The sequence below is a fragment of the Kitasatospora phosalacinea genome (assembly GCF_000716545.1).
GTDB classification, from domain to species: Bacteria; Actinomycetota; Actinomycetes; order Streptomycetales; family Streptomycetaceae; genus Kitasatospora; species Kitasatospora phosalacinea.
On the sequence record NZ_JNWZ01000020.1, the window covers coordinates 73,083 to 95,767 of the forward strand.

Below are 22,685 nucleotides of genomic sequence, written 5' to 3' on the forward strand. Positions count from 1 at the left end.
GGCCCGCTGGATCGACCAGGGACAGGAGTGGTCAGCGTGACCGTCGTGGGGCCCTTCGGGCTGAGCGTGCAGGACCGCGATCTGACCCGTGACGTCCAGGCCGGGATGGAGGCCGTGGAGGCCGCCCTGATCGAGGCCGTCAAGAGCGACGTGCCCTTCATCACGGTGACCGCCAGCCACCTCATCGAGGCCGGGGGCAAGCGGTTCAGGCCGCTGCTGGTGATGCTCGCCGCGCAGTTCGGCGACCCCGCGGCGCCCGGCGTGGTGCCCTCCGCCGTGGTGGTCGAGCTGACCCACCTCGCCACGCTGTACCACGACGACGTGATGGACGAGGCGCCGGTGCGGCGCGGCGCCCCCAGCGCCAACAACCGCTGGGACAACTCGGTGGCCATCCTCACCGGCGACTTCCTGTTCTCCCGCGCCTCGCAGGTGCTCTCCGACCTCGGCCCGGAGGCCGTCCGGATCCAGTCCGACGCCTTCGAGCGGCTGGTCACCGGCCAGATCCTGGAGACCGCCGGGCCGCGCCCCGAGGACGACCCGCTGCGCCACTACCTGGACGTGATCGCCGGCAAGACCGGCTCGCTGATCGCCGTCTCCTGCCGCTTCGGCTCGCTGATGGCCGGCGCCGAGCCGTGGATCGTCGAGCTGCTCACCCAGTACGGCGAGCGGATCGGCACCGCCTTCCAGCTCGCCGACGACGTCCTGGACATCGCCAGCGACGGTCACGAGTCCGGCAAGACCCCCGGCACCGACCTGCGCGAGGGCGTCCCCACCCTGCCGGTGCTGATGCTGCGCCAGCTGCCCGCCGACCCGGCCGACCCCGAGGACGCCCGGCTGCGCGAACTGCTCGACACCGACCTCGCCGCCGACGACGAGGCGCACGCCGAGGCGCTGCGCCTGCTGCGCCGGCACCCGGCGCTGGAGCGGGCCCGCCGCGAGACGCTGCGCTACGCCGAGGAAGCCCGGGCGCTGCTGGAGACGCTGCCCGACTGCCCGGCCAAGGCCGCCCTCCAAGAGCTGTGCGACACCGTGGCGATCCGCACGATGTAGCGGTCCCGCCCGGCGCCCGCCCGCCGCGCGCTAGGGTCTGTCCCATGTTGCGCGTGGTGATCGCCGAGGATTCCGTGCTGCTCCGGGAGGGGCTGACACGGCTGCTGACGGACCGTGGGATGGAGGTCGTGGCGGGCGTCGGGGACGGCGACGCCCTGGTGCGGACGATCGACGCCCTGCACGCCGAGGGGGCCCTGCCCGACGTGGTGGTGGCGGACGTGCGGATGCCGCCGACGCACACCGACGAGGGGGTGCGGGCCTGCGTGGAGCTGCGCGGCCGCCACCCGGGGCTGGGCGTGCTGGTGCTCTCCCAGCACGTCGAGGAGCAGTACGCGAGCGAGCTGCTGGCCGGATCCACCCGCGGCGTGGGCTACCTGCTCAAGGACCGGGTCGCCGAGGTCCGCGAGTTCGTCGAGGCGGTGGACCGGGTCGCCCGGGGCGGCACCGCGCTCGACCCGGAGGTGGTGCAGCAGCTGCTCAGCCGCAGCCGCCAGGTCGACACGCTGGTGGGCCTGACGCCGCGCGAGCGCGAGGTGCTGGGCCTGATGGCGGAGGGCCGGACCAACGCGGCGATCGCCAAGCAGCTGGTGGTGTCGGACGGCGCGGTGGAGAAGCACGTGTCGAACATCTTCCAGAAGCTGGGCCTGGGCCAGAGCCAGGAGGACCACCGGCGGGTGCTGGCCGTCCTGGCCTACCTGGAGTCCTGACGGCCCGCTGACCCGGCCGGAGCGGTCTGCGCGAGTTCCCCTCCAGGCGCGCTCCACCCGCTTAGGATTCCCTTGGTGCGCCAGGCGGACGGGGCACACGGCTCACGCCCGCTGCTGGTTCCCCGACGAGGAGGTCCGCGGCAGTGACCAGTCAGGTCGATCAGTCAGAAGCAGTGGACGGCCCGGACGGCGAGGGCCCGGCCGCGTCCGCCCGCTCGGGGCCAGGGCGGCCGGCCAAGCCGATCCGCCGGCTGGACCGGGTGATCATCCGCTTCGCGGGCGACTCGGGCGACGGCATGCAGCTCACCGGCGACCGGTTCACCTCGGAGACGGCGGCGTTCGGCAACGACCTGTCCACGCTGCCGAACTTCCCGGCCGAGATCCGGGCCCCCGCAGGGACCCTGCCGGGCGTCTCCAGCTTCCAGCTGCACTTCGCCGACCACGACATCCTCACCCCGGGCGACGCGCCCGACGTGCTGGTGGCGATGAACCCGGCGGCGCTGAAGGCCAACCTGCCGGACCTGCCGGCCGGCGCGGAGATCATCGTCAACACCGACGAGTTCACCAAGCGCGCGCTGGCGAAGGTCGGCTACGCCGCCTCGCCGCTGGAGGACGGCTCGCTGGAGGCGTTCCGGCTGCACCCGGTGCCGCTGACCGCGCTGACCCTGGAGGCGCTCAAGGACAGCGGCCTGGCCCGCAAGGACGCCGAGCGGGCGAAGAACATGTTCGCGCTCGGCCTGCTGTCCTGGATGTACCACCGGCCCACCCACGGCACCGAGCTGTTCCTGCGGCAGAAGTTCGCCAAGAAGCCGCAGATCGCCGAGGCCAACGTGACGGCGTTCCGGGCGGGGTGGAACTTCGGCGAGACCACCGAGGACTTCGCGGTCTCCTACGAGGTGCCGCCGGCCAAGCTCGCCCCCGGCACCTACCGCAACATCTCCGGCAACCTGGCGCTGTCGTACGGCCTGGTGGCGGCCGGCGAGCGCTCCGGCCTGCCGGTGTTCCTCGGCTCGTACCCGATCACCCCGGCCTCGGACATCCTGCACGAGCTCTCCCGGCACAAGAACTTCGGCGTGCGCACCTTCCAGGCCGAGGACGAGATCGCGGGCATCGGCGCGGCGCTGGGCGCGGCGTTCGGCGGCGCGCTGGGCGTGACGACGACCTCTGGGCCCGGCGTGGCGCTGAAGTCGGAGACCATCGGCCTGGCGGTGTCGCTGGAACTGCCGCTGGTGATCGTCGACATCCAGCGCGGCGGCCCGTCCACCGGCCTGCCCACCAAGACCGAGCAGGCCGACCTGCTGCAGGCGATGTTCGGCCGCAACGGCGAGGCCCCGGTGCCGATCGTGGCGCCCGCGACGCCCGCCGAGTGCTTCACCGCGGCGCTGGACGCGGCCCGGATCGCGCTCACCTACCGCACCCCGGTGTTCCTGCTCTCGGACGGCTACCTGGCCAACGGCTCCGAGCCGTGGAAGCTCCCGGAGGTCGACGAACTCCCGGACCTGCGCGTCGAGTTCGCCACCGAGCCGAACGGCCCCGACGGCGCCTTCCGCCCCTACCAGCGCGACCCGCACACGCTGGCCCGCCCGTGGGCCGTCCCCGGCACGCCCGGCCTGGAACACCGGATCGGCGGCATCGAGAAGCAGGACGGCACCGGCAACATCTCCTACGACCCGGCCAACCACGACTTCATGGTGCGCACCCGCCAGGCCAAGGTCGACAACATCGTCGTCCCGGACGTCGAGGTCGACGACCCGAGCGGCGAGGCCCGCGTCCTGGTGCTCGGCTGGGGCTCCACCTACGGCCCGATCACCGCCGCGGTGCGCCGGGTGCGGGCCGACGGCGGCCGCGTCGCCCAGGCCCACCTGCGCCACCTCAACCCGTTCCCGGCCAACCTGGGCGCGGTGCTGGAGCGCTACGAGAAGGTGATCGTCCCCGAGATGAACCTCGGCCAGCTCGCCCTGCTGCTGCGCGCCGAGTACCTCGTCGACGCCCAGTCGTACAACCAGGTCCGCGGCCTGCCGTTCAAGGCCGCCCAACTCGCCGACGTGCTGCACGCCGCGCTCGGCAGCCTCGACGCGGAGGAGACCCGATGACCGACTTCCCCGCCCTGCGCCTGGTCCCCAAGGCGGACGGCCCGCAGTCCGCGAAGGACTTCAAGACGGACCAGGAGGTGCGCTGGTGCCCGGGCTGCGGCGACTACGCGATCCTCGCGGCCGTCCAGTCCTTCATGCCGGAGCTGGGCATCCGGCGCGAGAACACCGTCTTCGTCTCCGGGATCGGTTGCTCCTCGCGCTTCCCGTACTACATGAACACCTACGGCATGCACTCGATCCACGGGCGCGCCCCGGCGATCGCCACCGGCCTGGCCGCCTCCCGCCCCGACCTGTCGGTGTGGGTGGTCACCGGTGACGGCGACGCGCTCTCGATCGGCGGCAACCACCTGATCCACGCGCTGCGGCGCAACGTCAACCTGAAGATCCTGCTGTTCAACAACCGGATCTACGGGCTGACCAAGGGGCAGTACTCGCCCACCAGCGAGGTCGGCAAGATCACCAAGTCGACGCCGATGGGCTCGCTCGACGCCCCGTTCAACCCGCTCTCGCTCGCCCTCGGCGCCGAGGCGACCTTCGTGGCCCGCACCATCGACTCCGACCGGCAGCACCTGCAGTCCGTGCTGCGGGCCGCCGCGCGGCACGAGGGCACCGCGCTGGTGGAGATCTACCAGAACTGCAACATCTTCAACGACGGCGCCTTCGAGATCCTCAAGGAGCCCGGCACCCGCGACGAGGCCCTGATCCGGCTGGAGCACGGGCAGCCGGTGCTGGTCGGCGCGGACCGGCACGTGGTCCGCGGCGCCGACGGCGAGCTGCGGATCGCCCCCCGCTCCGAGGGCACCGCGATCGTCCACGACGCGCACGCGGCCGGCCCCTCCACCGCCTTCGCGCTCACCCGCCTCGCCGACGCGGACACCCTGCACCACACCCCGATCGGCGTCCTGCGCGACGTGGACCGCCCGGTCTACGACGCCCTGATGGCCGAGCAGCTCACCCGCGCCGAGCAGCAGCAGGGCCGGGGCGACCTCGCCGCGCTGCTGGCCGGCTCCAGCACCTGGACGGTGGACGCGTAGCGGACCGCAGCCGGGGCCCGGGGGAGCGGCGTCCCCCGGGCCCCGGCCTGTCAGCACCATCATCGGCTTATGGGGATGACATCCCGGCCCGCGGACCGCTACCTTTCGGTTGACATGACAGCGTGCGGGTGAAGGGCAGGCCATGGCGGAGGGTTCGCGGGAGGCCAGGGTCGGGTTGTGGAACGGCTTCGCGGCGTACGGGATGTGGGGGCTCTTCCCGCTGTTCTGGCCGCTGCTGGAGCCCGCCGGGGCGGTCGACATCCTGGCCAACCGGATGGTGTGGTCGCTGGTCGCGGTCGCCGCGATGCTGCTGGTGCGCCGCCGCTGGGGCTGGATCCGGCCGCTGCTGCGCCAGCCCCGCCGACTGGCCCTGCTGGCGCTGGCCGCGGTCACCGTCTCGGTCAACTGGGGCGTCTACATCTGGGGCGTCAACTCCGGGCACGTGGTGGAGACCAGCCTCGGCTACTTCATCAACCCGCTGGTGACCATCGCCTTCGGCGTGCTGGTGCTGCGCGAGCGACTGCGCCCGGCGCAGTGGGCCGCGGTCGGCGTGGGCGCCGTGGCCGTGCTGGTGCTCACCGTGGCGTACGGCCGCCCGCCGTGGATCGCGCTCACCCTGGCGTTCTCGTTCGCCACCTACGGCCTGATCAAGAAGAAGGTCGGCCTGGGCGGCGCGGAGAGCCTCGCGGTGGAGAGCGCGGTGATGTTCCCGTTCGCGCTGGCCTTCCTGGTGTACCTGGGGGTGCGCGGCGAGGGCAGCCTCGGGCACGACGGCTGGGGGCACAGCGCGCTGCTGGTGCTCAGCGGGGTGATCACGGCGGTGCCGCTGATGTGCTTCGGCGCGGCGGCGCTGCGGGTGCCGCTGACCACGCTCGGGCTGCTGCAGTACCTGGCGCCGGTGTCGCAGTTCCTGATCGGCGTCACGGTGTTCCACGAGTCGATGGCGCCGGCCCGCTGGGCGGGCTTCGCCCTGGTGTGGGTGGCGCTGGTGCTGCTGAGCGCGGACGCGCTGCGCCGGATGCGGGCCGAGCGCCGGCGGGTGCCGGTGCCGGTGCCGGTCGCGGGCTGACCGGCGGGCCGATCGGCGGTCAGAGCGGCGGACCGGCCGGCGGTCAGAGCGCGGCGAGGTCGCGGGCCAGCCGGGCGACGTCGCGGTGCCCGGTGAAGTCGCGCGCGGCGGCCAGCGCGGCGGCCCGGCGGCGCGGGGCGAGCAGCCCGCCGTGGGTGAGCGAGTCGACCGGGCGCCGGGTGCGCCACTCGTCCAGCGACCAGCGGGCGTACGGGCCGAACAGGGTGCGGGTGGCGTCGGACAGGTCGGTGCGGGCGGGGACGGCGGCGCGGGCGCCGTTCAGCGCGACCTGCCCGTCGAGGCCGGCGCAGACGTCGAGCCAGGCGATCGCGGCCGGGCGGTTGCGGGCCCCGCGCGGCAGGGCGAAGACGTCGGCCCGGGACTGGAACAGGCCCCCGGTGCCGGGGGCGGCGCTCCAGCCGTAGTCGGTGCCGGGGCGCAGCCCGAGGTCCTCGCGCAGCCAGGTGTCCGCCCAGTCGCCGGTCAGCAGGTACCCGGCCCGGCCGGTGCCCAGCAGCCGGGCCGCGTCGGTCCAGTCGGCGCCGGGGGCGGGCGGGGCGGCGAACGCCAGCAGGGCGTCCAGGGTGCGCAGGGCGCCGGTGACCTCGGCGGTGCGCCAGGGCCCGCCGGGTCGCCAGAGCGCGGCGAAGGCGTCGGGGCCGTGCGCGGCGAGCAGGACCGTCTCGGCCAGGTGCAGCACCTCGGCGGGGCCGCCGACGGCGAGCGGGGTGGTGCCGGTGGCGGCGACCTGCCGCAGCCGGGCCAGCAGCGCGTCGGTGTCCCGGGGCGGGATGGCGGCGCCGGCGGCCGACAGCAGTTGCGGGTTGGTCCACAGCAGGTTGGTCCGCCTGGCCCCCGCCGGGACGGCGTACAGGGCCCCGCCGGCCCGTAGCCGGGGCAGCAGCGCCCCGGGCAGCGGGGACGTCCAGCCGCGGGCCGCGGCGAGACCGTCCAGGGGTTCCAAGTGGGGTGCCAGTTCGGCGAGTTCGTCGCCGCCGGAACATCGGAGGCTGTCGGGCGGCGGGCCGTCGGCGAGCCGGGCGGCGAGATCGGACCGGGCCGGGTCGGAGTCGTCGCCGGCCACGAAGGTGACGTCCGGGGCCCGGCCCTTCAACGCGGCCAGCAGGGCCTGCAACCCGCTCCGCTCCGGACCCGCCGTCCAGCCCGTGGCGACCTCCAGCAGCCCGGCCGGACCGCTCGCCGAACTCGCCGCCGCCGAACCGTACCTGGCCAGCGCGGTGGCGCCCAGGGCGGCCACGGCACCCAGCAGGACCCGGCGGCGGTGGATCGGCACGGCACTCCAGCGGGGTCGAACGGACGGGCGGGCGGACAACGGACGAACGGTCCGCGGCGGCCCACCATCCCACCGTCCGGCCCGAGCCCGCGTCAAGGCCCGGCCCCGGCCGGGCACCGGGGAAGAACGCCTCCTCGGCATCTCCTCAACCGGACTCCCGGGCTGCTAACGTCCGTGCTGCGCGACCCGGCCGCAGCTGTCCCGGCGCGCGGGAGGAACTCCGATGGTGCACCTCGCCCGCCCCCTGCTCCGCCGTGTTCCCGCGGTGCGGCGGGAGGCGTGCGGGTCGCAGCGCGGGGAACTGAGCATCACCAGGGCACCCGGAGTACCGGCGGTGATCCGCTGGCAGCCCGCCGGAGGCGAACCCGTCGACCTCCTCCCGCCCTACCGCCTCGACCGGGTCGAGATCCGCCGCTCGCACCGGGCCAGCCTGCACGGCCTCACCGCCGGCGTCCGCCTGGTCACCGCCGGCTGGTCCCCGCTCTTCCTGGTACCCCCGGCCGACATCCCCGCCCTCGCCCTCGCGGCGGCCTCCACGCGGGCCGCCCGCTGAGACGCGGGTGCGTGCGGGGGCCCGGGGAACGGGGCCCGAAGCCGGTGCGCGCTCCGGCAGCGAACCGTCAGCGGACTCCCGCCCGCCCTTCCCCGGGCCCCTGAACAGGCTCCTACCGGGCCGCCTTCTGCAGCGTTTCCGGGGTGACCGCGCCGAGGTAGACGCGGCCGTCGTCGGTGATCAGGGCGTTGACGACGCGGGTGGAGACCAGGGTGCCGCCGTCGACGTGGCGGCCGGCGAACTTGGCCAGGCCCTTCGCGGCCTCGGCACCGGCCTCGCCGCGCAGGACGGTGGTCCAGCCCTCGCCGATGGTGGTGGCGTTCCCGGTGCCCGGGGTGCCCGGGGTGCCCTGCCGGGGCGGGGCGGAGGGCAGCGGGTCGGCGGAGAAGGCGTCGGCGGGGGCCTCGGTGACCTTGGCGCCCTTGGGGGCGGTGAACCGGAACGTCGCGGCGTCGGGCTTGGCGTAGGAGAGCGAGCCGAAGCGGACGTCGAGCGCGGTCGCGCCGTCCACCGTGCGGACCTGGACGGCCAGCGGCACGCCCTTCTCGGCGTCGACCGCGATCCGGATCTCGTCGATGGTGGAGCCGGACTGCTTCGGCTTGACGCTGAGCCGGTACGCGTCGTGCCCGGCGACCCGCTCGGTGCCGCTGACGGCGACGGAGGTGGTCGCGGCGGACTGCTCCAGGAAGCGCTTGGCGACCTCCTGCGGGGTGAAGGAGCCGATGCCCGGCTCGGGGGAGTGCCCGTGCCCGGCGGCGCCCGCGGGGACGGTCAGGTGCAGGGCCTGCTGGGAGTCGCGGTCGTAGGCCCACAGCTGGTCGCCGTCGTGGACCAGCTCGTAGCCGGACTTCTCGCCGGCCAGGGTGAGCCGCTGCCGGTCGGGCCCGTCGGCGGCGATGCTCAGGGTGTGCGAGCCGCCGAGCAGTTCGACGGCCTTGAGCTTCGGGTCGGCGCCGCCGACCTGCGCGCCGGCGTTGCGGGCGAGCTCGCCGATCGGGCCGGCGCCGCTCACCGCGTCGGTGAGCGCGGTGGGCAGGCCGAGGTCGGCGCTGATCCGGACGGTGCCGGAGAAGGTGTCGGTGTCCGCGGCGAGCGCCTTGGCGACGAGGTCCTGGGCGCTGATCGCGGGCAGGTCGGGCGCTTCGTCGCTGGCGAGCGCGGGCACCAGCCCGATGCCGGTGGCGACGGCGGCGGCGACGGCCACCGGAACGCCGACCCGGACGGCGGTGCGCCGCTTCGCGGGCCGTCGGGGCCCTCCGGCCGGCCCGGCGGGTGAGGGCGGAGCGATCCGGAGCGGCGTCATGTCCTGTTCTGCGGCGGAGTCGTGTTCCACGGCAGCCCCTTTCGAGTGCCTGTGCGCTGTCACCGTCCATTAGAGCCGCCGCGGGCGGATCCGGGCGTCGCCCGGCGGCAGCAGATCCGGGTACGCCTCGCGTTGTATCCGGGGTGTTGCGACCCTGAGACGCCGTCAGGGTCGTGTAGTCCCGCAGGGCTACCTCTCGCGTAGGGTCGGGAACATGAGCGCTCAGCCCCCGTCCGCGTCCCCGTCCGCCGCGCCCGCTGCGCCCGCCGCCCCGACCGCGACCGCGATGCGGCGCGCGCTGCGCCGGGCCAGGGACGGCGTGGCGCTGGACGCCGCGGAGGCCGCGGTGCTGCTGCAGGCCCGCGGCGAGGACCTCGCCGGGCTGTGCGCGGTCGCCGCCCGGGTCCGGGACGCCGGGTTGGAGCAGGCGGGCCGCCCGGGGGTCATCACGTACTCGCGCAAGGTGTTCATCCCGCTGACCAGGCTGTGCCGGGACCGCTGTCACTACTGCACCTTCGTCACCGTGCCCGGCAGGCTGCGCAAGGACGGGCACGGGCTGTACCTGTCGCCGGACGAGGTGCTGGACATCGCCCGCAAGGGCGCCGAACTGGGCTGTAAGGAGGCCCTGTTCACGCTCGGCGACCGGCCGGAGGACCGCTGGCCGGAGGCCCGCGAGTGGCTGGACGCGCACGGCTACGACGACACCCTGGCGTACGTGCGGGCGATGGCGGTGCGGGTGCTGGAGGAGACCGGGCTGCTGCCGCACCTCAACCCCGGGGTGCTGTCCTGGACGGACTTCCAGCGGCTCAAGCCGGTCGCCCCGTCGATGGGCATGATGCTGGAGACCACCGCCGTCCGCCTCTGGTCGGAGCCCGGCGGCCCGCACCACGGCTCGCCCGACAAGGAGCCGGCCGTCCGGCTGCGGGTGCTGGAGGACGCCGGGCGCAGCGCGGTGCCGTTCACCACCGGGGTGCTGATCGGCATCGGCGAGACGTACGAGGAGCGGGCCGAGTCGCTGCTGGCGATCCGCCGGGTCTCCCGCGCCTACCAGGGCGTGCAGGAGGTGATCGTGCAGAACTTCCGGGCCAAGCCGGACACCGCGATGCGCGCCATGCCGGACGCCGAACTGTCCGAGCTGGCGGCCGCGGTGGCGGTGGCCCGGCTGGTGCTCGGCCCCGCCGCCCGGATCCAGGCCCCGCCGAACCTGGTGGACGCCGAGTACGCGCTGCTGATCGGCGCGGGCATCGACGACTGGGGCGGCGTCTCCCCGCTGACGCCCGACCACGTCAACCCGGAGCGCCCCTGGCCGCACGTCGAAGAGCTGGCCGAACGCACCGCCGCCGCCGGGTTCGCCCTGCGCGAGCGGCTGACGATCTACCCCGAGTACCTCAAGCGCGGCGAACCCTGGCTGGACCCGCGCCTGCTCCCGCACGTCCGCGCGCTCGCCGACCCGGCCACCGGCCTGGCCGTGGAGGGCGTCCGGCCGACCGGCCTGCCCTGGCAGGAGCCGGACGAGCCGATGACCGGCGGCGGCCGCACCGACCTGTTCCGCACCGTCGACACCGAGGGCCGCACCGGCGACCGGCGCTCCGACTTCGACGACGTGTACGGCGACTGGGAGTCGCTGCGCGAGCGGGCCGCGCAGCCCGTCCCGCGCCGGCTGGAGTCCGAGCTGCGGTCCGCGCTGTCCACGGCCGCCGACGACCCGGAGAAGCTGACCGACGACCAGGCGCTGGCCCTCTTCCAGGCCGACGGCGAGGCGCTGGACGCGCTGACCCGGATCGCCGACGAGCTGCGCCGCGACACCGTCGGCGAGGACGTCACGTACTGCGTCACCCGGAACGTCAACTTCACCAACGTCTGCTACACCGGCTGCCGGTTCTGCGCCTTCGCGCAGCGCCGCACCGACGCCGACGCCTACACCCTCTCGCTGGAGCAGGTCGCCGAACGGGCCGAGCAGGCCTGGCGGGTGGGCGCGACCGAGGTGTGCATGCAGGGCGGCATCCACCCGGACCTGCCGGGCACCGCGTACTTCGAGATCGCGCGGGCGGTGAAGGAGCGGGTGCCGGGCATCCACGTGCACGCCTTCTCCCCGATGGAGGTGGTCAACGGGGCCACCCGCACCGGCCTGCCGGTCCGCGAGTGGCTGCTGCGGGCGAAGGACGCCGGGCTGGACTCGATCCCCGGCACGGCGGCGGAGATCCTGGACGACGAGGTGCGCTGGGTGCTCACCAAGGGCAAGCTGCCCGCCGCGACCTGGGTCGAAGTGGTCACCGCCGCCCACGAGCTGGGCATCCGCTCGTCCTCGACGATGATGTACGGCCACGTCGACACCCCGAAGCACTGGCTGGGCCACCTGCGGCTGCTCGCCGGGATCCAGCGGCGCACCGGCGGGTTCACCGAGTTCGTCACGCTGCCGTTCGTGCACACCAACGCGCCGGTCTACCTGGCGGGCATCGCCCGGCCGGGCCCGACCGCCCGCGACAACCGGGCGGTGACGGCGATGGCCCGGCTGCTGCTGCACCCGCACATCACCAACATCCAGACCAGCTGGGTGAAGCTGGGCGCCGAGGGCGCCGCCGAGATGCTCCGCAGCGGCGCCAACGACCTGGGCGGCACGCTGATGGAGGAGACCATCTCCCGGATGGCGGGCTCCTCCTGGGGCTCCTACAAGTCGGTGCGCGACCTGGAGGCGATCGCCGCGCTGGCCGGCCGCCCGGCCCGGCAGCGCACCACCCTGTACGGCGAGGTGCCCGCCGAGCGCCGCGCCGCCGCGCTGGCCTCCGACGGGCACCTGCCGCAACTGCTGCCGGTGCTGGACTGACCGGGTCAGCCGACCAGCAGGCTCCGGCGCAGCTCCTCCGCGTCCACGCCCAGGCCCTCCAGGCAGGCGTCGAAGGTGCCGTAGCGGACCTCCACCTCGTCGAAGCCTGCCGCCAGGTACTCGGGGCGGGCGTCCAGCAGCGGCTGGTAGACCGCCCGGTAGGCGGCCGGCAGCCGGGCCAGGGCGGCCGCGCCGGCCTGTGCCCGGTAGGTGTTGGAGGCCAGGTAGTCGGCCCGCACGGTCTCCTGCGGCACGCCGAGCGCGGTGAGCAGCGCGGCCGCGCCCCAGCAGCTCGCCGTACGCGGAGCGGGCGCTGTCGGAGGAGACCATGGTGCGCTCGCCGGTGACCATCACGTCGACCGCAGGCACACCGGTCACTGGCCCGGTGACCTGCGGATGTCGTCACCGGGACGGACGGTCGAACGAATCGATGTTCGGGCCTGGCCGCCTCTTCGCGTGGTTCTTCGAATAAGGTGCGTCTACCGCCCGTGCGCCCGCTCCGGGCGGTGGACCGCGCCGCCGACCGAAAGGGTCCCGTCCCGTGATGCCTCTGTGGTCACGAGCCCAGCAGCAGGACTTCCGCAGCCGGGTCCGGGGCTGCCTGCTCGGCGGGGCGATCGGGGACGCGCTCGGCGGCGGCATCGAGTTCGAGCAGCTGGAGCAGATCCGCGAGGCGCACGGCGGAGCCGGCGTGACCGGCTACGTCCCCGCGTACGGGCGGCGCGGCGCGATCACCGACGACACCCAGATGACCCTGTTCACCGTCGACGGCCTGATCCGCTCCCACATCAACCGCGACAGCGGCGCCTGGCACCCGCCGTCCGACGTGCACCGCGCCTACCTGCGCTGGTACGCCACCCAGCAGGACTGGGGGCCGGACGAGCGGCGCAAGGACCTGGGCTGGCTCGGCCGCGAGGAGTGGCTGTACGCCCGCCGCGCCCCCGGCCAGGCCTGCCTGTCCGGCCTGGCCGGCACCGAGAACGGGCCGCTGCCCACCGTGGAGGAGCCGCGCAACCCGGGCTCCAAGGGCTGCGGCACCGTGATGCGGGCCGCCCCGTTCGGGCTGCTCACCGCCTGGGACCCGGCGCTGGTCTTCCAGCTCGCCGTCGAGTGCTCGGTGCTGACCCACGGCCACCCCACCGGCTACCTGTCCGCCGGGGCGTTCGCGGTGATCGTCCACGCGGTGGCCCGCGGCGGCACCCTGGAGGAGGGCGTGCACCTCGCGCTGGCCCTGCTCTCCGAGCGCACCGGCCACGAGGAGACCACCGCCGCGCTGCGCGCCGCGCTGGACGCGGTGCGGGCCGGGGCGCCGTCCCCCGAGCGGGTCGAGGAACTGGGCGAGGGCTGGGTCGCCGAGGAGGCGCTCGCCATCGGCCTGTACTGCGCGCTGGTCGCCGAGGACGTCCGCAGCGGCCTGCTGCTGGCCGTCAACCACTCCGGCGACAGCGACTCCACCGGCTCGATCTGCGGCAACCTGCTGGGCGCCCTGCACGGCGAGACCGCCCTCCCGCCGGACCTGCTGGCCGAGGTCGAGGGGCGCGGCACCGTCCTGGAACTCGCCGACGACCTGGTGCTGGAACTGCTGCACGGCCCCGAACTGCACGGCACCGAAGCCTGGGCCACCCGCTACCCCGCGCTCTGAGCGCGCCGCCGCGTTCCGCCGCGCCCCCGCTCGGCCCCCGCCCGGCCCCCGCCGGACGTGAAAGCGCCCGCCACGCGGACACCTTCATGTCAGTCGGGGGCGGGCGCCTTCGAGCCGTTCGGAGACTCAGACCTCGCCGAAGCGACCGGCGCCGGCCGCCGTCGCGAACGCGGCCCAGGACTCGTCGGAGAAGCGCAGCCGCGGGCCCTGCGGGTCCTTGGAGTCCCGGACGGCGATCGAGGCCGAACCCGGCACGGCGATCTCTACGCAGGCGCCGTTTCCCCCGCTGTAGCTGCTCTTGCGCCAGGTAAGGCTCTCGGTGGCCTTGCTCATTTCATGAACTCCTCTGCGATGTCGGCGATCATCGACCTGCTCTCCGCGACGCTCAGCGCCGCGGCCCGCAGGTGGTCGTACAGATTGGTATAGCGGCGAACGTCGGCGTCCTTCTCCAGGTAGAGATCGCTCGTCACTCCTTCGAAGTAGACGACCGTCGAATCCGCCGACTCCGGGAACTCCAGCAGGGAGAATGTCCCGGTCATGCCGGGGTGGGCGCCGTGCGAGAACGGGATCACCTGGAGATTGATGTTCGCCCGCTCGCCCAGGTCGACGAGCTGCCGCAACTGCTCTGCCATCACGGCCCTCCCGCCCACCTGGCGGCGCAGCACGGCCTCGTCTATGACGACCCACAGGCTGCCCAACTGGTCCTCGCCGTGGATCCGGTGCTGCCGCTTCAGGCGGACCTCCACCCGGCGGCGGATCGCGGTCGGGTCGGTGTCCGGCTGGGTGCCGGCCACCACGGCCTCCGCGTACTCGCGGGTCTGCAGCAGCCCCGGCACGAACGAGGACTCGTACGCCCGGATCGAGGACGCCTCCGCCTCCAGCCCGATGTACACGCTGTACGGGATGTCCCCGAACTCGTGCCACCAGCCGCGCTGGCGCGACTCCTTGGCCATCTCCATCAGCCCGGCGCGCACCCGCTCGTCGTCGACCTCGTAGACGTCGCACAGGTCGCGCACGTCGCGCTGGCTGATCGAGCGGCGGCCGTTCTCCAGCCGACTGATCTTGGACTGGGAGACCATCAGGCGGCCGGCCACCTCTTCGGCGGTCATCCCCCTGAGCTCGCGCAGACGCCGCAGTTCGGCGCCGAGTCTGCGGCGGCGAACCGTCGGATTCACGCTGGCGGACACATCGACCTCCGGCCGTACTTCTGGCAACAGTGCGGTAATTGGTACCAACCCCCCTGACGCTGAGCAGCATGCCACCTCAACTGCGGTCCGTGCCTGGGAATCGCGGCAGCGCAGTAGAACAGATCATTTGAAAATAGCTCAATCGGGATCCGCGGGGTTGCGCCCGGCACGCCTACCCGATAAAGGGGATCCCCCGCGTCGGCCGCCACCTGACGGCCCGTCAGGCCACCGGCGGCACCCGGTGCTCCCGGGGCTCCCGGCGTTCCCGACTCCGGGAACGCCGAAGGGCGGGCGGTCCGGTGCATCGCACCGGACCGCCCGCCCTCCTGCCGAGCCGAACGCTAACGGCGTGCGCCGCTCATCGCGCGCCCACTCGACTGGCCACACTGCGTCCCGCGGCGGCGGGACGGCCGGCCGGACCGCGCGAACCCGCGGGCGCCGACCTGCCCTGCTGCTGGGCGGGCAGACCGTTCTGCACGTCCATCACCGCGTGGGCCACCATGCCGCCCAGCGGGTCGTACCTGATCAGGTCCCGCAGCCGGGAGCGCGAGGACCGCCCCTCGTTGCCCGGGTACAGGTGCTTGCCCAGGCCGACCGCGTGCGCCAGCGCCGCCAGCGCCGCCGTCCGGGGGTCCGGTGGCACGCCGGTGCGGATCGCCGTGTCCAGCCGCTGCTTGATCGCCGCGTTGGTGCAGTCGTCCGACGCCTGGTAGCGCGTCGTCGGCAGCACCCCGCAGACCTGGCCGGCCACCGCCGTCACCATGCCGCACCGCTCCAGGTGCGCCAGGTACGTCTGCCGCAGGCCCAGCCGCGGGCCGCCGATCCAGTGCGCGGCGCGCACCGGGCTGCCGCGCCGGCGCAGTAGTTCCAATGCGTGGTCAAGGGTCGGATCACCGGTCGGCCGTGGCACCACCACGGCGATCCGGTCCCCGTCCGGGACTATCCTTCCGGCCAAGGACAGCTCGACGAGCTGCGCCCCGGCAAGTCCGAGGTCGAGGGTCTGCGGCTGCGCGGTGGTACCCGTGGCCGGGTCCAGCGCGAGCAACAAGAGCTCCTCAGGAATGGTTCGACGGCCTCTGCCCATCCAAGCCTCCCCGCGTGGATGAATGACAGGGTGACGCCTCTCACACAGGCTTGTCGAGTACGCCTCCGAATCGTGACCTTGCCAGGGCAGGCTGGAACCGTCGTCCGACAGCTCCGCGTCTGACCGGGCAACGGCCCGTACGGGCAGGAAAAACCGCCGGTCGGGCGGGGTGCGACGGGCCCTTGCGGGCTTGGTGCCGGAGACTGTACAGGTGCCGGGCCGGGTCGAGAACCCGCCCGAAAAAAACCAGCTTGTGTGATCGGACCGGCGGTGCCGGGCGGACGAGGAGGAGTGGGTTACGTGGGCGAGTCCCCGAAGAGCGAACCGCGCGACGGCGAGACGCGGTCGGCCGAGACCGAGGAGACCCCGCGCGAATCCGGAGCGGGCGCCGAGGGCAACGGCACCGTCCACCTGCGCGTCCGCGATACGGACAACCGCACCACGAACCTCCGCCTCCCCGCCGACCTCCCCGAGTCCAGCGCCGCTCTCACCGCTCCCCGTCCCACTCCGCAAGACGAGGACACTCCGGAATCCGAGACGCCGTCGGCCGAGGAGCCGGAGTCGGAGGACGCGGAGACGGAGGACGCGGAGGCGCCCGAGGAGTCGGAGGCACCGGCCGCCCCGGCCGCGCCGACGGGACCGCAGCCGACCATGACGCTCCGCCTGTCGGACCTGCCGGAGACGACGGCCGAGGACGCAGAGGAAGCGGATGCGGAAGAGGAGCCGGAGAAGGCGGAAGTCCCGGCGGGACCGCAGCCGACCATGATGTTGCGGATGTCCGACCTGGCCGAGGCCGAGGCCAAGGCCGAGGACAAGGTTGAGGCCGAGCCGGAGGCGGGGGACGACGCGGGGAAGGCGGACGGACCCGTCGCCAAGCCGCAGCCGACCATGACGTTGCGGATGTCCGACCTGGCCAAGTCCGAGGGCAAGGCCGAGGCCAAGGGCAAGGGCGAGGAGGTCGAGTCCAAGCCCGAGCCGGCCGCGAAGCCCGAGCCGACCATGACGCTGCGGGTCGAGAAGGGCCGCCCCGAGCCGACCGTGATGCTGCGGCTGCCCAAGGAGGACGCGGAGGCCGACGCCGAGTCCGAGCCCGAGCCGAAGTCCGACGCCAGGACCGAGCCCGTCCCCGCTCCGGCCAGGACCAAGTCGCTGCCGCTCGCGCCCAAGCCCGCGCCCGCCCCGGCCCCGGCCGCTCTCGTGGCCCCCGCCCCCGCCCCCGCCCCCGCGCCCGCGCCCGTCGCGCCGCCGCGGGGGCCGGAGAGCACCATCGAGGCGCTGGAGGCGCTCAAGGCGCTGAGCGCCCGTCCGGTCTCGCCGTTGCGCCGGGCGTTGAAGCGGGTCACCATCTGGGGCGTCTTCGTGGCCTTCGTGCTGGGCGTGGTGGTCGCGGTGCAGTTGCTGCGCCCGCTGCCGGCGCCGAAGGCGAAGCTCTCGCTGACGGACTCGTTCACCTTCGCCGGCGAGCAGCCGAACATCCCGTGGCCGACCCGGGGGCAGGCCGCGGCCGAGGTGGTGGGCGTGGGCAGCCTGGGCTCCTCGGGGGAGGAGAAGCCGGTGTCGATCGCGTCCGTCACCAAGGTGATGAACGCGTACCTGATCCTGCAGGCGCACCCCCTGAAGAAGGGGGAGAGCGGCCCGGCGATCACGGTCGACAAGCAGGCCGCCCAGGAGTCCACCAACGGCGACGAGTCGCGGGTGGCGCTGACCGAGGGGCAGCAGCTCACCGAGTACGAGGCGCTGGAGATGCTGATGCTGCCGTCGGCCAACAACGTGGCCCGGCTGCTGGCCCGTTGGGACGCGGGCAGTGAGGAGGAGTTCGTGAAGAAGATGAACTCCACCGCCGCGCAGCTCGGCATGACCAACACCACCTACGCGGACCCGGCCGGGTACAACAACGACACCAAGTCGACCGCGAAGGACCAGCTGAAGCTGGCCGAGAAGGTCATGCAGTCGGAGATCTTCCGGCAGATCGTCGCCGAGCCGGACACCCGGTTCAACGGGCAGCGGATCTACAACACCAACGCGCTGCTCGGGAAGAACGGCAACATCGGCGTGAAGACCGGCTCGTCCACGGCCGCGCAGTCCTGCCTGATGTGGGCGGCGGTCAAGGAGATCGACGGGGTGCCGCGGATGGTCCTGGGCGTGACGCTGGGCCAGCCGCAGACCAAGGAGGAGATGGACCTGACGAAGGCCGCCCAGCCGCCGAGCCACCGGATCAACGTGGCCGCGCAGACCGCGCTGGCCGGGCAGACCCTGGCCAAGCAGGGCGACGTGGTCGGCTACGTGGACGACGGGGTGGGCGGCAAGGTGCCGCTGGTCGCGGCCAAGGACCTGACCGTCGCGGGCTGGAACGGCGTCACCGCGCACGTCACCCTGGCCCCGGTCGGGAAGATCGCCCACACGCTGGCGGCCGGCACCCAGGTCGGCACGCTCTCGGCGGGCGAGGGCGAGGGCCGCGTCGAGGTTCCGGTGACGCTGCGGTCCGACCTGGCCCCGGCGTCCATCACCTCCCGCCTGCTGCGCCTCGGCTGAGGCACCGGCACGGCCCGACGGCCCCGGCCCCCGCGGTGGGGGCCGGGGCCGTCGGCGGTTGGGGCCCGGCTGTCGGCGGCGCGGTCACCAGCGGCCGGGTTCGTCGCGGGTGCCGAGGCGGCGGGCCACGGCGGGCTCCTCGGAGATCACCCGTCCGAGGACCAGTGCCAGGGTGACGGACGCGAACATCGCGATCAGCCAGGACAGCGCGGTGAACACCACCCCGTACGGGCCGAACCTGTCGATCGAGGTGGTCATCGCGTGCGGCAGGTAGACCTTGGAAGCGATGCCGAGGCCGACCTCGGCGACGCCGCCCAGCAGGGCGCCGGGCAGCAGCGGGTACCAGCGGATCCGGCCGCCGAGCAGCAGGTGCTGGGTCCACCACCACACGCCGGTGGAGACCAGGAAGGTCAGCGGGACGCCCAGCCACAGGCCGGCGCCGAAGCCCTTGCGCATCGGGACCTGGACGACCAGGAACACCATCCAGCCCAGCAGCCACACCACCCAGCGCCACAGCACCACCCGGACGCTGTTCTTCGGCACCTCCCAGGCCCGCTCGCAGACCCGCTGGAGGGCCCGGCTGAGCGCGGTCGCGGACGCCAGGGTGACCAGCGCGCCGACCACCCCGATGCTCTGGGTGGTGCCGTCGACGTGGGTGTTCATCAGCTGCTGGACCTGCTGCTGGGCGGGGCCCTGGAGGCCGAGCTGTTCGCGCAGCGAGCCGGTGACGCTCTTCTTGAGCGTGGCGGGGGCGAACACCGCGACCACGAACAGGGCCGGCAGCGCGGACAGGAACGCCTGCGCGGCCAGCCGGGTCGCGTTGTCCAGCAGGTTGACCCGGATCAGGTTGCTGACGGCCCGGCCGACCAGCGGGATCCGCTCGGGGGCGCCCATGGCGGACTCGGTGAGGCGGGCCGCCCGCTGCTTCGCGGACTCCCACCGGCCGGGGCCCGGTGCCGGGTCCTGCTCCGCTCGTCGCAGTGACTCTGTCACGCCGAAACCTCCGCAAGCGCCGCCGGGCCGGGGAACTCCATCGTGACCCGGCCCGCGGCGGCGGAGCCCGCCGTCTACTTCTTCCGGGTGAGCCTCGCGACCCGGTCGCCGACGCCCCAGGCGGTGACCCGCCACAGCGCCTCGACCACGATGCTGCGGCTCATCTTCGACGCGCCGTGCTCGCGCTCCACGAAGGTGATCGGCACCTCGGCGACCTTGAAACCGGCCTTCACCGCGCGCCAGGCCAGGTCGACCTGGAAGCAGTAGCCCTGCGAGGCGACCTGGTCCATGCCGAGGCCGAGCAGCGTCTCCTTGCGGAACGCCCGGTAGCCGCCGGTGACGTCCCGGATCGGCACGTCCAGCATCAGCCGGGAGTACGTGGAGCCGCCCTTGGACAGCAGCAGCCGCGACTTCGGCCAGTTCACCACCGCCCCGCCGGGCACCCAGCGCGAGCCCAGCACCAGGTCCGCGCCGCGCAGCGCGGTCAGCAGCCGGGGCAGCTCCTCCGGCTGGTGCGAGCCGTCCGCGTCCATCTCGACCAGCACGTCGTAACCGCCGTCGATGCCCCAGCGGAACCCGGCCAGGTAGGCCGCGCCGAGGCCCTCCTTGCCCTTGCGGTGCATCACCTTCACGTGGTCGTCGTCGGCGGCGAGGGCGTCGGCGAGCTTCCCGGTGCCGTCCGGGCTGTTGTCGTCCGCGACCAGGACGTGCGCCTCGGGGACGGCGGCGCGGACTCGGGACACGATCCGTTCGACGTTCTCGGCCTCGTTGTAGGTCGGGATGATCACCAGGATCTTGCCGAGACCGGCGAACGGGGTCTCCGGGGAGGAACTCACAGCTGGGTGCCTTTCGGGAGCGGCTGACCGGGGCGACGCACGGGTGCGCGCGATTTCCACGGTAGGCCACCGGAAGGGTTCCTTCCGGCCACCCGCTCGGCAGTTCGACGGCCCCGGGGAAGGGCGGGTCACCGGGTGGGGCCGATCCGCTAGGCTGTGGGGCGGTCGCACCTGTTGCTCGCCTCAGTAGCTCAGGGGATAGAGCACGGCTCTCCTAAAGCCGGTGTCGCAGGTTCGAATCCTGCCTGGGGCACGAGTGCGACCACGACGCGCAGGCCCCCGCCCGAACTCGGGTGGGGGCCTGCGGCGTTCGCGGGCGAGGGGGCGTCGGGGGTTCACGGGCCGGTGGGGGCGGTCCGGTGTTCCGTCCAGGCGCGGACGGCGGTGAGGAGTTCTTCGTTCCGCAGGTGCTTCACGTTGCGGACCAGGCCGTGGAAGCCGGAGGCGTCCCGGTACAGGTACTCCAGGGGGAGGACGTGGACGGTGGCGACGAGTTCGCGCGGGGTGGGGTCCACGGTGCAGCGGCGGCCGGTGCCGGTGTAGCGGGTCTTGGCGACGGCGGTGCGCAGGGCGTCGGTGTCGAGGTCGTCGAGGAGGCCGGTTTCGACGGTGAAGCTGATGGGGTCGGTTACGGCGGGTGAACGTTTCCGATCGGTGGCGGGCCGTCAACTGACCGGTTCCGGATCGCCGTTGATGCAGCAAGGACCTTGTCTGCACGCGTTGGGGCGCGGGGTGAGGAGTGTGTTACGTTCCGTGCTCAGACCACCGAAAAGTGGACCCCGGCGGTGCTACCAACACCCCGGGGTCAGGCACTAGGAGTAAAGAGCTCCCGATGCACATTCATCGTAGCGCGCGCATGCGCGGATTCGACCCCTTCCCGATGCTCCGGCCCGAGCGTTCCGGGCTCACCAAGGGCGCGTACGGGCTCGCCGTCCAGATCCTCACCAGCCCCACCGGCTGCGACCAGGACGGCCGGCAGCTCGCCGACAACGGCCCGGACGGGCGGGCGGGCATCGCCAGCATGCTGCGCGAGCTGAAGGCCGCCGGGTTCTACTGGGTGGTCACCTTCCGGCTCCCGGACGGACGGATCATCAGTCAGTCCCACCTCTTCGACACTCCGCAGCACGTCGCGCCGGATCCCGTTCCACCGGGCCCCGGTGAACGCGGACCCGGCCGACCTGACGCCCTATGGAAAAGCAGGGAGGGAAAACCCTCCCTCCCGGGCGCCGAACCGGCGCCGGAGCGGGAGGCGGAGGGCGGCCTCCAGGAGGAGCCCGAGCCGCAGTCGCAGCCGCAGTCGCAGCCCGAACCGGAGCCCGAACCGGAGCCCGAACCGGAGCCGGAGCCCGAGCCTGAGCCCGAGCCCGAGGCTGAACCGGCCGTCGAGGCGCGGGTGGTGGACGAGGAGACCCGGGCGGCGGTGAGTCTGCTGTACCGGGTGATCCGGCCGGAACCCCGGCTGCGGGTCGGCGAGAAGGAGGCGCTGGCGCTGGCCCCGCTGGTGGCGGAGTGGCAGCGGCGCGGCAGCACGGAGGAGGACCTGGCGCGGGCCCTGCTGCCGGCCCTGCCGGTGCCGATCCACTCGGCGGGGGGCGTGCTGCGCTACCGGTTGACGCACAAGATGCCGCCCGAGCCGGGCGCGCTGCCGGAGTCCGCCCGGGTGGCACCGCCCGGGCGGTCCGGGCCGAGGACCCGTTACGCCGAGTGCGCCAAGTGCCATGACCCGGTGCCGCGTCCGGGCATCTGCGGGCCCTGCGCCGGGTTGGCGCCCAAGCCCGTCGCGGTCGGCGGCGGCGCGGGCGTCGTCCGGGTCGGGGCGCAGCGGGCCAGGGCGGCGATGCGTGCCGCGCGGGACGCGCTGCCGATCGGCCACTGCCTGCCCGGCGCGGCCGGCCGGGCCCTCGGTTAGGCCCCCGGGCGGGGTCGTGTCACCCCGCCTGGCCGTGGGAGCCCGCCTCCAGGCCGGTGCGGAGGGCGGCCAGGGTCGAGGCGGTGCGGGCCAGGTCCTCGGGAGGGACCGTGGCGGTCAGTGCGGCGAGCCCGTCCTCGACGACGGGGCGGGCGGCGGCCAACCGCTCCTCGCCCTCGGGCGTGAGGCGGAGGATGGACGAGCGGCGGTCCTGGGGGTGCGCGACCCGCTCGCACCAGCCTGCGGCCACCAGCCGGTCGACCGCCTTGCTGACGGCCCCCACGGTGATCGCCACTTCGCCGACGATGTCGAGCACGCGGCAGCCCGGCACCCGGTCGATGATCTCCAGGAACTCGAACTGCCCCAGCCCCAGGCCCTGTTCGGCGCGCAGGCGGGCGTTCACCGCGTTGTAGAGCCGGGTCTCGACGCGGACCAGGTCGAGGAAGGCGGGGGTGGCGTGGCTCACATCGGCTCCAATGGATTCCTGGGAATCATGTTCCTTGGAATATGGTTCAGATCGGTAGATGCATTCCTGGGAATCCATCCTCGCACGCCGACCCGCACCACCCCGCACC

General features: G+C 73.7%; 20 protein-coding genes and 1 tRNA gene. 11 read left to right on the forward strand and 10 right to left on the reverse strand.

The genetic code is table 11. The features are described 5' to 3' along the window. Positions 1-36: 36 nt before the first annotated feature. The 5 genes from OO48_RS12685 to rarD all read left to right on the forward strand — a co-directional run bounded on the left by OO48_RS12685 (position 37) and on the right by rarD (position 5,953). Positions 37-1,050, forward strand: a complete 1,014-nt coding sequence (locus tag OO48_RS12685; protein ID WP_033215322.1) for a polyprenyl synthetase family protein — start codon at positions 37-39, stop codon at positions 1,048-1,050. Between the two features lie 44 nt (positions 1,051-1,094). Continuing rightward, positions 1,095-1,757, forward strand: coding sequence for a response regulator transcription factor (locus tag OO48_RS12690; protein WP_106970305.1), 663 nt, complete (start codon positions 1,095-1,097; stop codon positions 1,755-1,757). Between the two features lie 143 nt (positions 1,758-1,900). Further along, complete coding sequence (locus tag OO48_RS12695) at positions 1,901-3,850, forward strand: 2-oxoacid:acceptor oxidoreductase subunit alpha (protein ID WP_033215324.1); 1,950 nt, start codon at positions 1,901-1,903, stop codon at positions 3,848-3,850. Further along, the gene (locus OO48_RS12700; RefSeq protein ID WP_033215325.1) at positions 3,847-4,884 is read left to right on the forward strand and encodes a 2-oxoacid:ferredoxin oxidoreductase subunit beta; all 1,038 of its coding nucleotides are present in this window, start codon (positions 3,847-3,849) and stop codon (positions 4,882-4,884) included. The genes OO48_RS12695 and OO48_RS12700 overlap by 4 nt, the downstream gene beginning before the upstream one ends. 142 nt (positions 4,885-5,026) lie before the next feature. Next, positions 5,027-5,953: an EamA family transporter RarD gene (gene rarD / locus OO48_RS12705; RefSeq protein ID WP_033215327.1), complete on the forward strand. Its 927-nt coding sequence runs from the start codon at positions 5,027-5,029 to the stop codon at positions 5,951-5,953. Between the two features lie 43 nt (positions 5,954-5,996). On the opposite strand, the gene OO48_RS12710 is transcribed toward rarD, so the two are convergent. Then, the gene (locus OO48_RS12710) at positions 5,997-7,247 is read right to left on the reverse strand and encodes an ABC transporter substrate-binding protein (protein ID WP_051732061.1); all 1,251 of its coding nucleotides are present in this window, start codon (positions 7,245-7,247) and stop codon (positions 5,997-5,999) included. A gap of 223 nt (positions 7,248-7,470) precedes the next feature. On the opposite strand from OO48_RS12710, the gene OO48_RS12715 reads away from it, so the two are divergent. Next, the gene (locus OO48_RS12715) at positions 7,471-7,800 is read left to right on the forward strand and encodes a hypothetical protein (RefSeq protein ID WP_157845434.1); all 330 of its coding nucleotides are present in this window, start codon (positions 7,471-7,473) and stop codon (positions 7,798-7,800) included. 112 nt (positions 7,801-7,912) lie between these two features. Here OO48_RS12715 and OO48_RS12720 read toward each other — a convergent pair whose 3' ends face one another. Next, complete coding sequence (locus OO48_RS12720) at positions 7,913-9,133, reverse strand: LolA family protein (protein ID WP_245194614.1); 1,221 nt, start codon at positions 9,131-9,133, stop codon at positions 7,913-7,915. Positions 9,134-9,317: 184 nt separating this feature from the next. On the opposite strand from OO48_RS12720, the gene OO48_RS12725 reads away from it, so the two are divergent. Continuing rightward, positions 9,318-11,927, forward strand: coding sequence for a bifunctional FO biosynthesis protein CofGH (locus OO48_RS12725; RefSeq protein ID WP_081952078.1), 2,610 nt, complete (start codon positions 9,318-9,320; stop codon positions 11,925-11,927). A 5-nt stretch (positions 11,928-11,932) separates the two neighbouring features. Here OO48_RS12725 and OO48_RS12730 read toward each other — a convergent pair whose 3' ends face one another. Continuing rightward, positions 11,933-12,181 (reverse strand): tyrosine-protein phosphatase, encoded by a 249-nt coding sequence (locus tag OO48_RS12730; protein WP_245194616.1) that lies wholly within the window; start codon positions 12,179-12,181, stop codon positions 11,933-11,935. 290 nt (positions 12,182-12,471) lie between these two features. Here OO48_RS12730 and OO48_RS12735 point away from each other — a divergent pair, with 290 nt between their 5' ends. Beyond that, positions 12,472-13,569 (forward strand): ADP-ribosylglycohydrolase family protein, encoded by a 1,098-nt coding sequence (locus OO48_RS12735; protein ID WP_033215333.1) that lies wholly within the window; start codon positions 12,472-12,474, stop codon positions 13,567-13,569. A 126-nt stretch (positions 13,570-13,695) separates the two neighbouring features. Here the strand turns inward: OO48_RS12735 and OO48_RS12740 are convergent, their stop codons facing one another. The 3 genes from OO48_RS12740 to OO48_RS12750 form a co-directional block, all read right to left on the reverse strand. Next, positions 13,696-13,902, reverse strand: coding sequence for a DUF397 domain-containing protein (locus OO48_RS12740; RefSeq protein ID WP_033215335.1), 207 nt, complete (start codon positions 13,900-13,902; stop codon positions 13,696-13,698). Beyond that, positions 13,899-14,756: a helix-turn-helix domain-containing protein gene (locus OO48_RS12745; protein WP_033215337.1), complete on the reverse strand. Its 858-nt coding sequence runs from the start codon at positions 14,754-14,756 to the stop codon at positions 13,899-13,901. Before OO48_RS12745 ends, OO48_RS12740 begins: the two co-directional genes overlap by 4 nt. Positions 14,757-15,114: 358 nt before the next feature. Then, positions 15,115-15,840, reverse strand: a complete 726-nt coding sequence (locus OO48_RS12750) for a GOLPH3/VPS74 family protein (protein WP_033215339.1) — start codon at positions 15,838-15,840, stop codon at positions 15,115-15,117. Between the two features lie 300 nt (positions 15,841-16,140). Here OO48_RS12750 and OO48_RS35095 point away from each other — a divergent pair, with 300 nt between their 5' ends. Then, positions 16,141-18,372, forward strand: coding sequence for a hypothetical protein (locus tag OO48_RS35095; protein ID WP_051732064.1), 2,232 nt, complete (start codon positions 16,141-16,143; stop codon positions 18,370-18,372). 84 nt (positions 18,373-18,456) lie between these two features. Here OO48_RS35095 and OO48_RS12760 read toward each other — a convergent pair whose 3' ends face one another. Continuing rightward, a complete protein-coding gene (locus tag OO48_RS12760) occupies positions 18,457-19,365 on the reverse strand; it encodes a YhjD/YihY/BrkB family envelope integrity protein (protein WP_051732065.1) in 909 nt (302 codons plus the stop codon). Between the two features lie 74 nt (positions 19,366-19,439). Further along, positions 19,440-20,201 carry a polyprenol monophosphomannose synthase gene (locus OO48_RS12765; RefSeq protein WP_033215343.1) on the reverse strand — a complete coding sequence of 254 codons (762 nt, stop codon included), beginning with the start codon at positions 20,199-20,201 and terminating at the stop codon, positions 19,440-19,442. Between the two features lie 180 nt (positions 20,202-20,381). Here OO48_RS12765 and OO48_RS12770 point away from each other — a divergent pair. Further along, positions 20,382-20,454 (forward strand) — tRNA-Arg (locus OO48_RS12770). Between the two features lie 82 nt (positions 20,455-20,536). Here OO48_RS12770 and OO48_RS12775 read toward each other — a convergent pair. Next, a complete protein-coding gene (locus OO48_RS12775; RefSeq protein WP_033215345.1) occupies positions 20,537-20,716 on the reverse strand; it encodes a hypothetical protein in 180 nt (59 codons plus the stop codon). Between the two features lie 341 nt (positions 20,717-21,057). On the opposite strand from OO48_RS12775, the gene OO48_RS38215 reads away from it, so the two are divergent. Beyond that, on the forward strand, positions 21,058-22,110 hold the full coding sequence (locus OO48_RS38215; protein WP_033215347.1) for a hypothetical protein: 1,053 nt from the start codon (positions 21,058-21,060) through the stop codon (positions 22,108-22,110). Between the two features lie 19 nt (positions 22,111-22,129). Here the strand turns inward: OO48_RS38215 and OO48_RS40650 are convergent, their stop codons facing one another. Next, positions 22,130-22,576 carry a MarR family winged helix-turn-helix transcriptional regulator gene (locus tag OO48_RS40650; RefSeq protein WP_033215349.1) on the reverse strand — a complete coding sequence of 149 codons (447 nt, stop codon included), beginning with the start codon at positions 22,574-22,576 and terminating at the stop codon, positions 22,130-22,132. Positions 22,577-22,685 lie beyond the last annotated feature (109 nt).

Coding starts and splice junctions, on each gene's coding strand:
- OO48_RS12690 (WP_106970305.1), top strand. CDS start 1,095: ATGTTGCGCGTGGTGATCGCCGAGGATTCCGTGCTGCTCCGGGAGGGG.
- OO48_RS12700 (WP_033215325.1), top strand. CDS start 3,847: ATGACCGACTTCCCCGCCCTGCGCCTGGTCCCCAAGGCGGACGGCCCG.
- rarD (WP_033215327.1), top strand. CDS start 5,027: ATGGCGGAGGGTTCGCGGGAGGCCAGGGTCGGGTTGTGGAACGGCTTC.
- OO48_RS12715 (WP_157845434.1), top strand. CDS start 7,471: ATGGTGCACCTCGCCCGCCCCCTGCTCCGCCGTGTTCCCGCGGTGCGG.
- OO48_RS12725 (WP_081952078.1), top strand. CDS start 9,318: ATGAGCGCTCAGCCCCCGTCCGCGTCCCCGTCCGCCGCGCCCGCTGCG.
- OO48_RS12735 (WP_033215333.1), top strand. CDS start 12,472: ATGCCTCTGTGGTCACGAGCCCAGCAGCAGGACTTCCGCAGCCGGGTC.
- OO48_RS12740 (WP_033215335.1), bottom strand. CDS start 13,902: ATGAGCAAGGCCACCGAGAGCCTTACCTGGCGCAAGAGCAGCTACAGC.
- OO48_RS12750 (WP_033215339.1), bottom strand. CDS start 15,840: ATGGGCAGAGGCCGTCGAACCATTCCTGAGGAGCTCTTGTTGCTCGCG.
- OO48_RS38215 (WP_033215347.1), top strand. CDS start 21,058: ATGCGCGGATTCGACCCCTTCCCGATGCTCCGGCCCGAGCGTTCCGGG.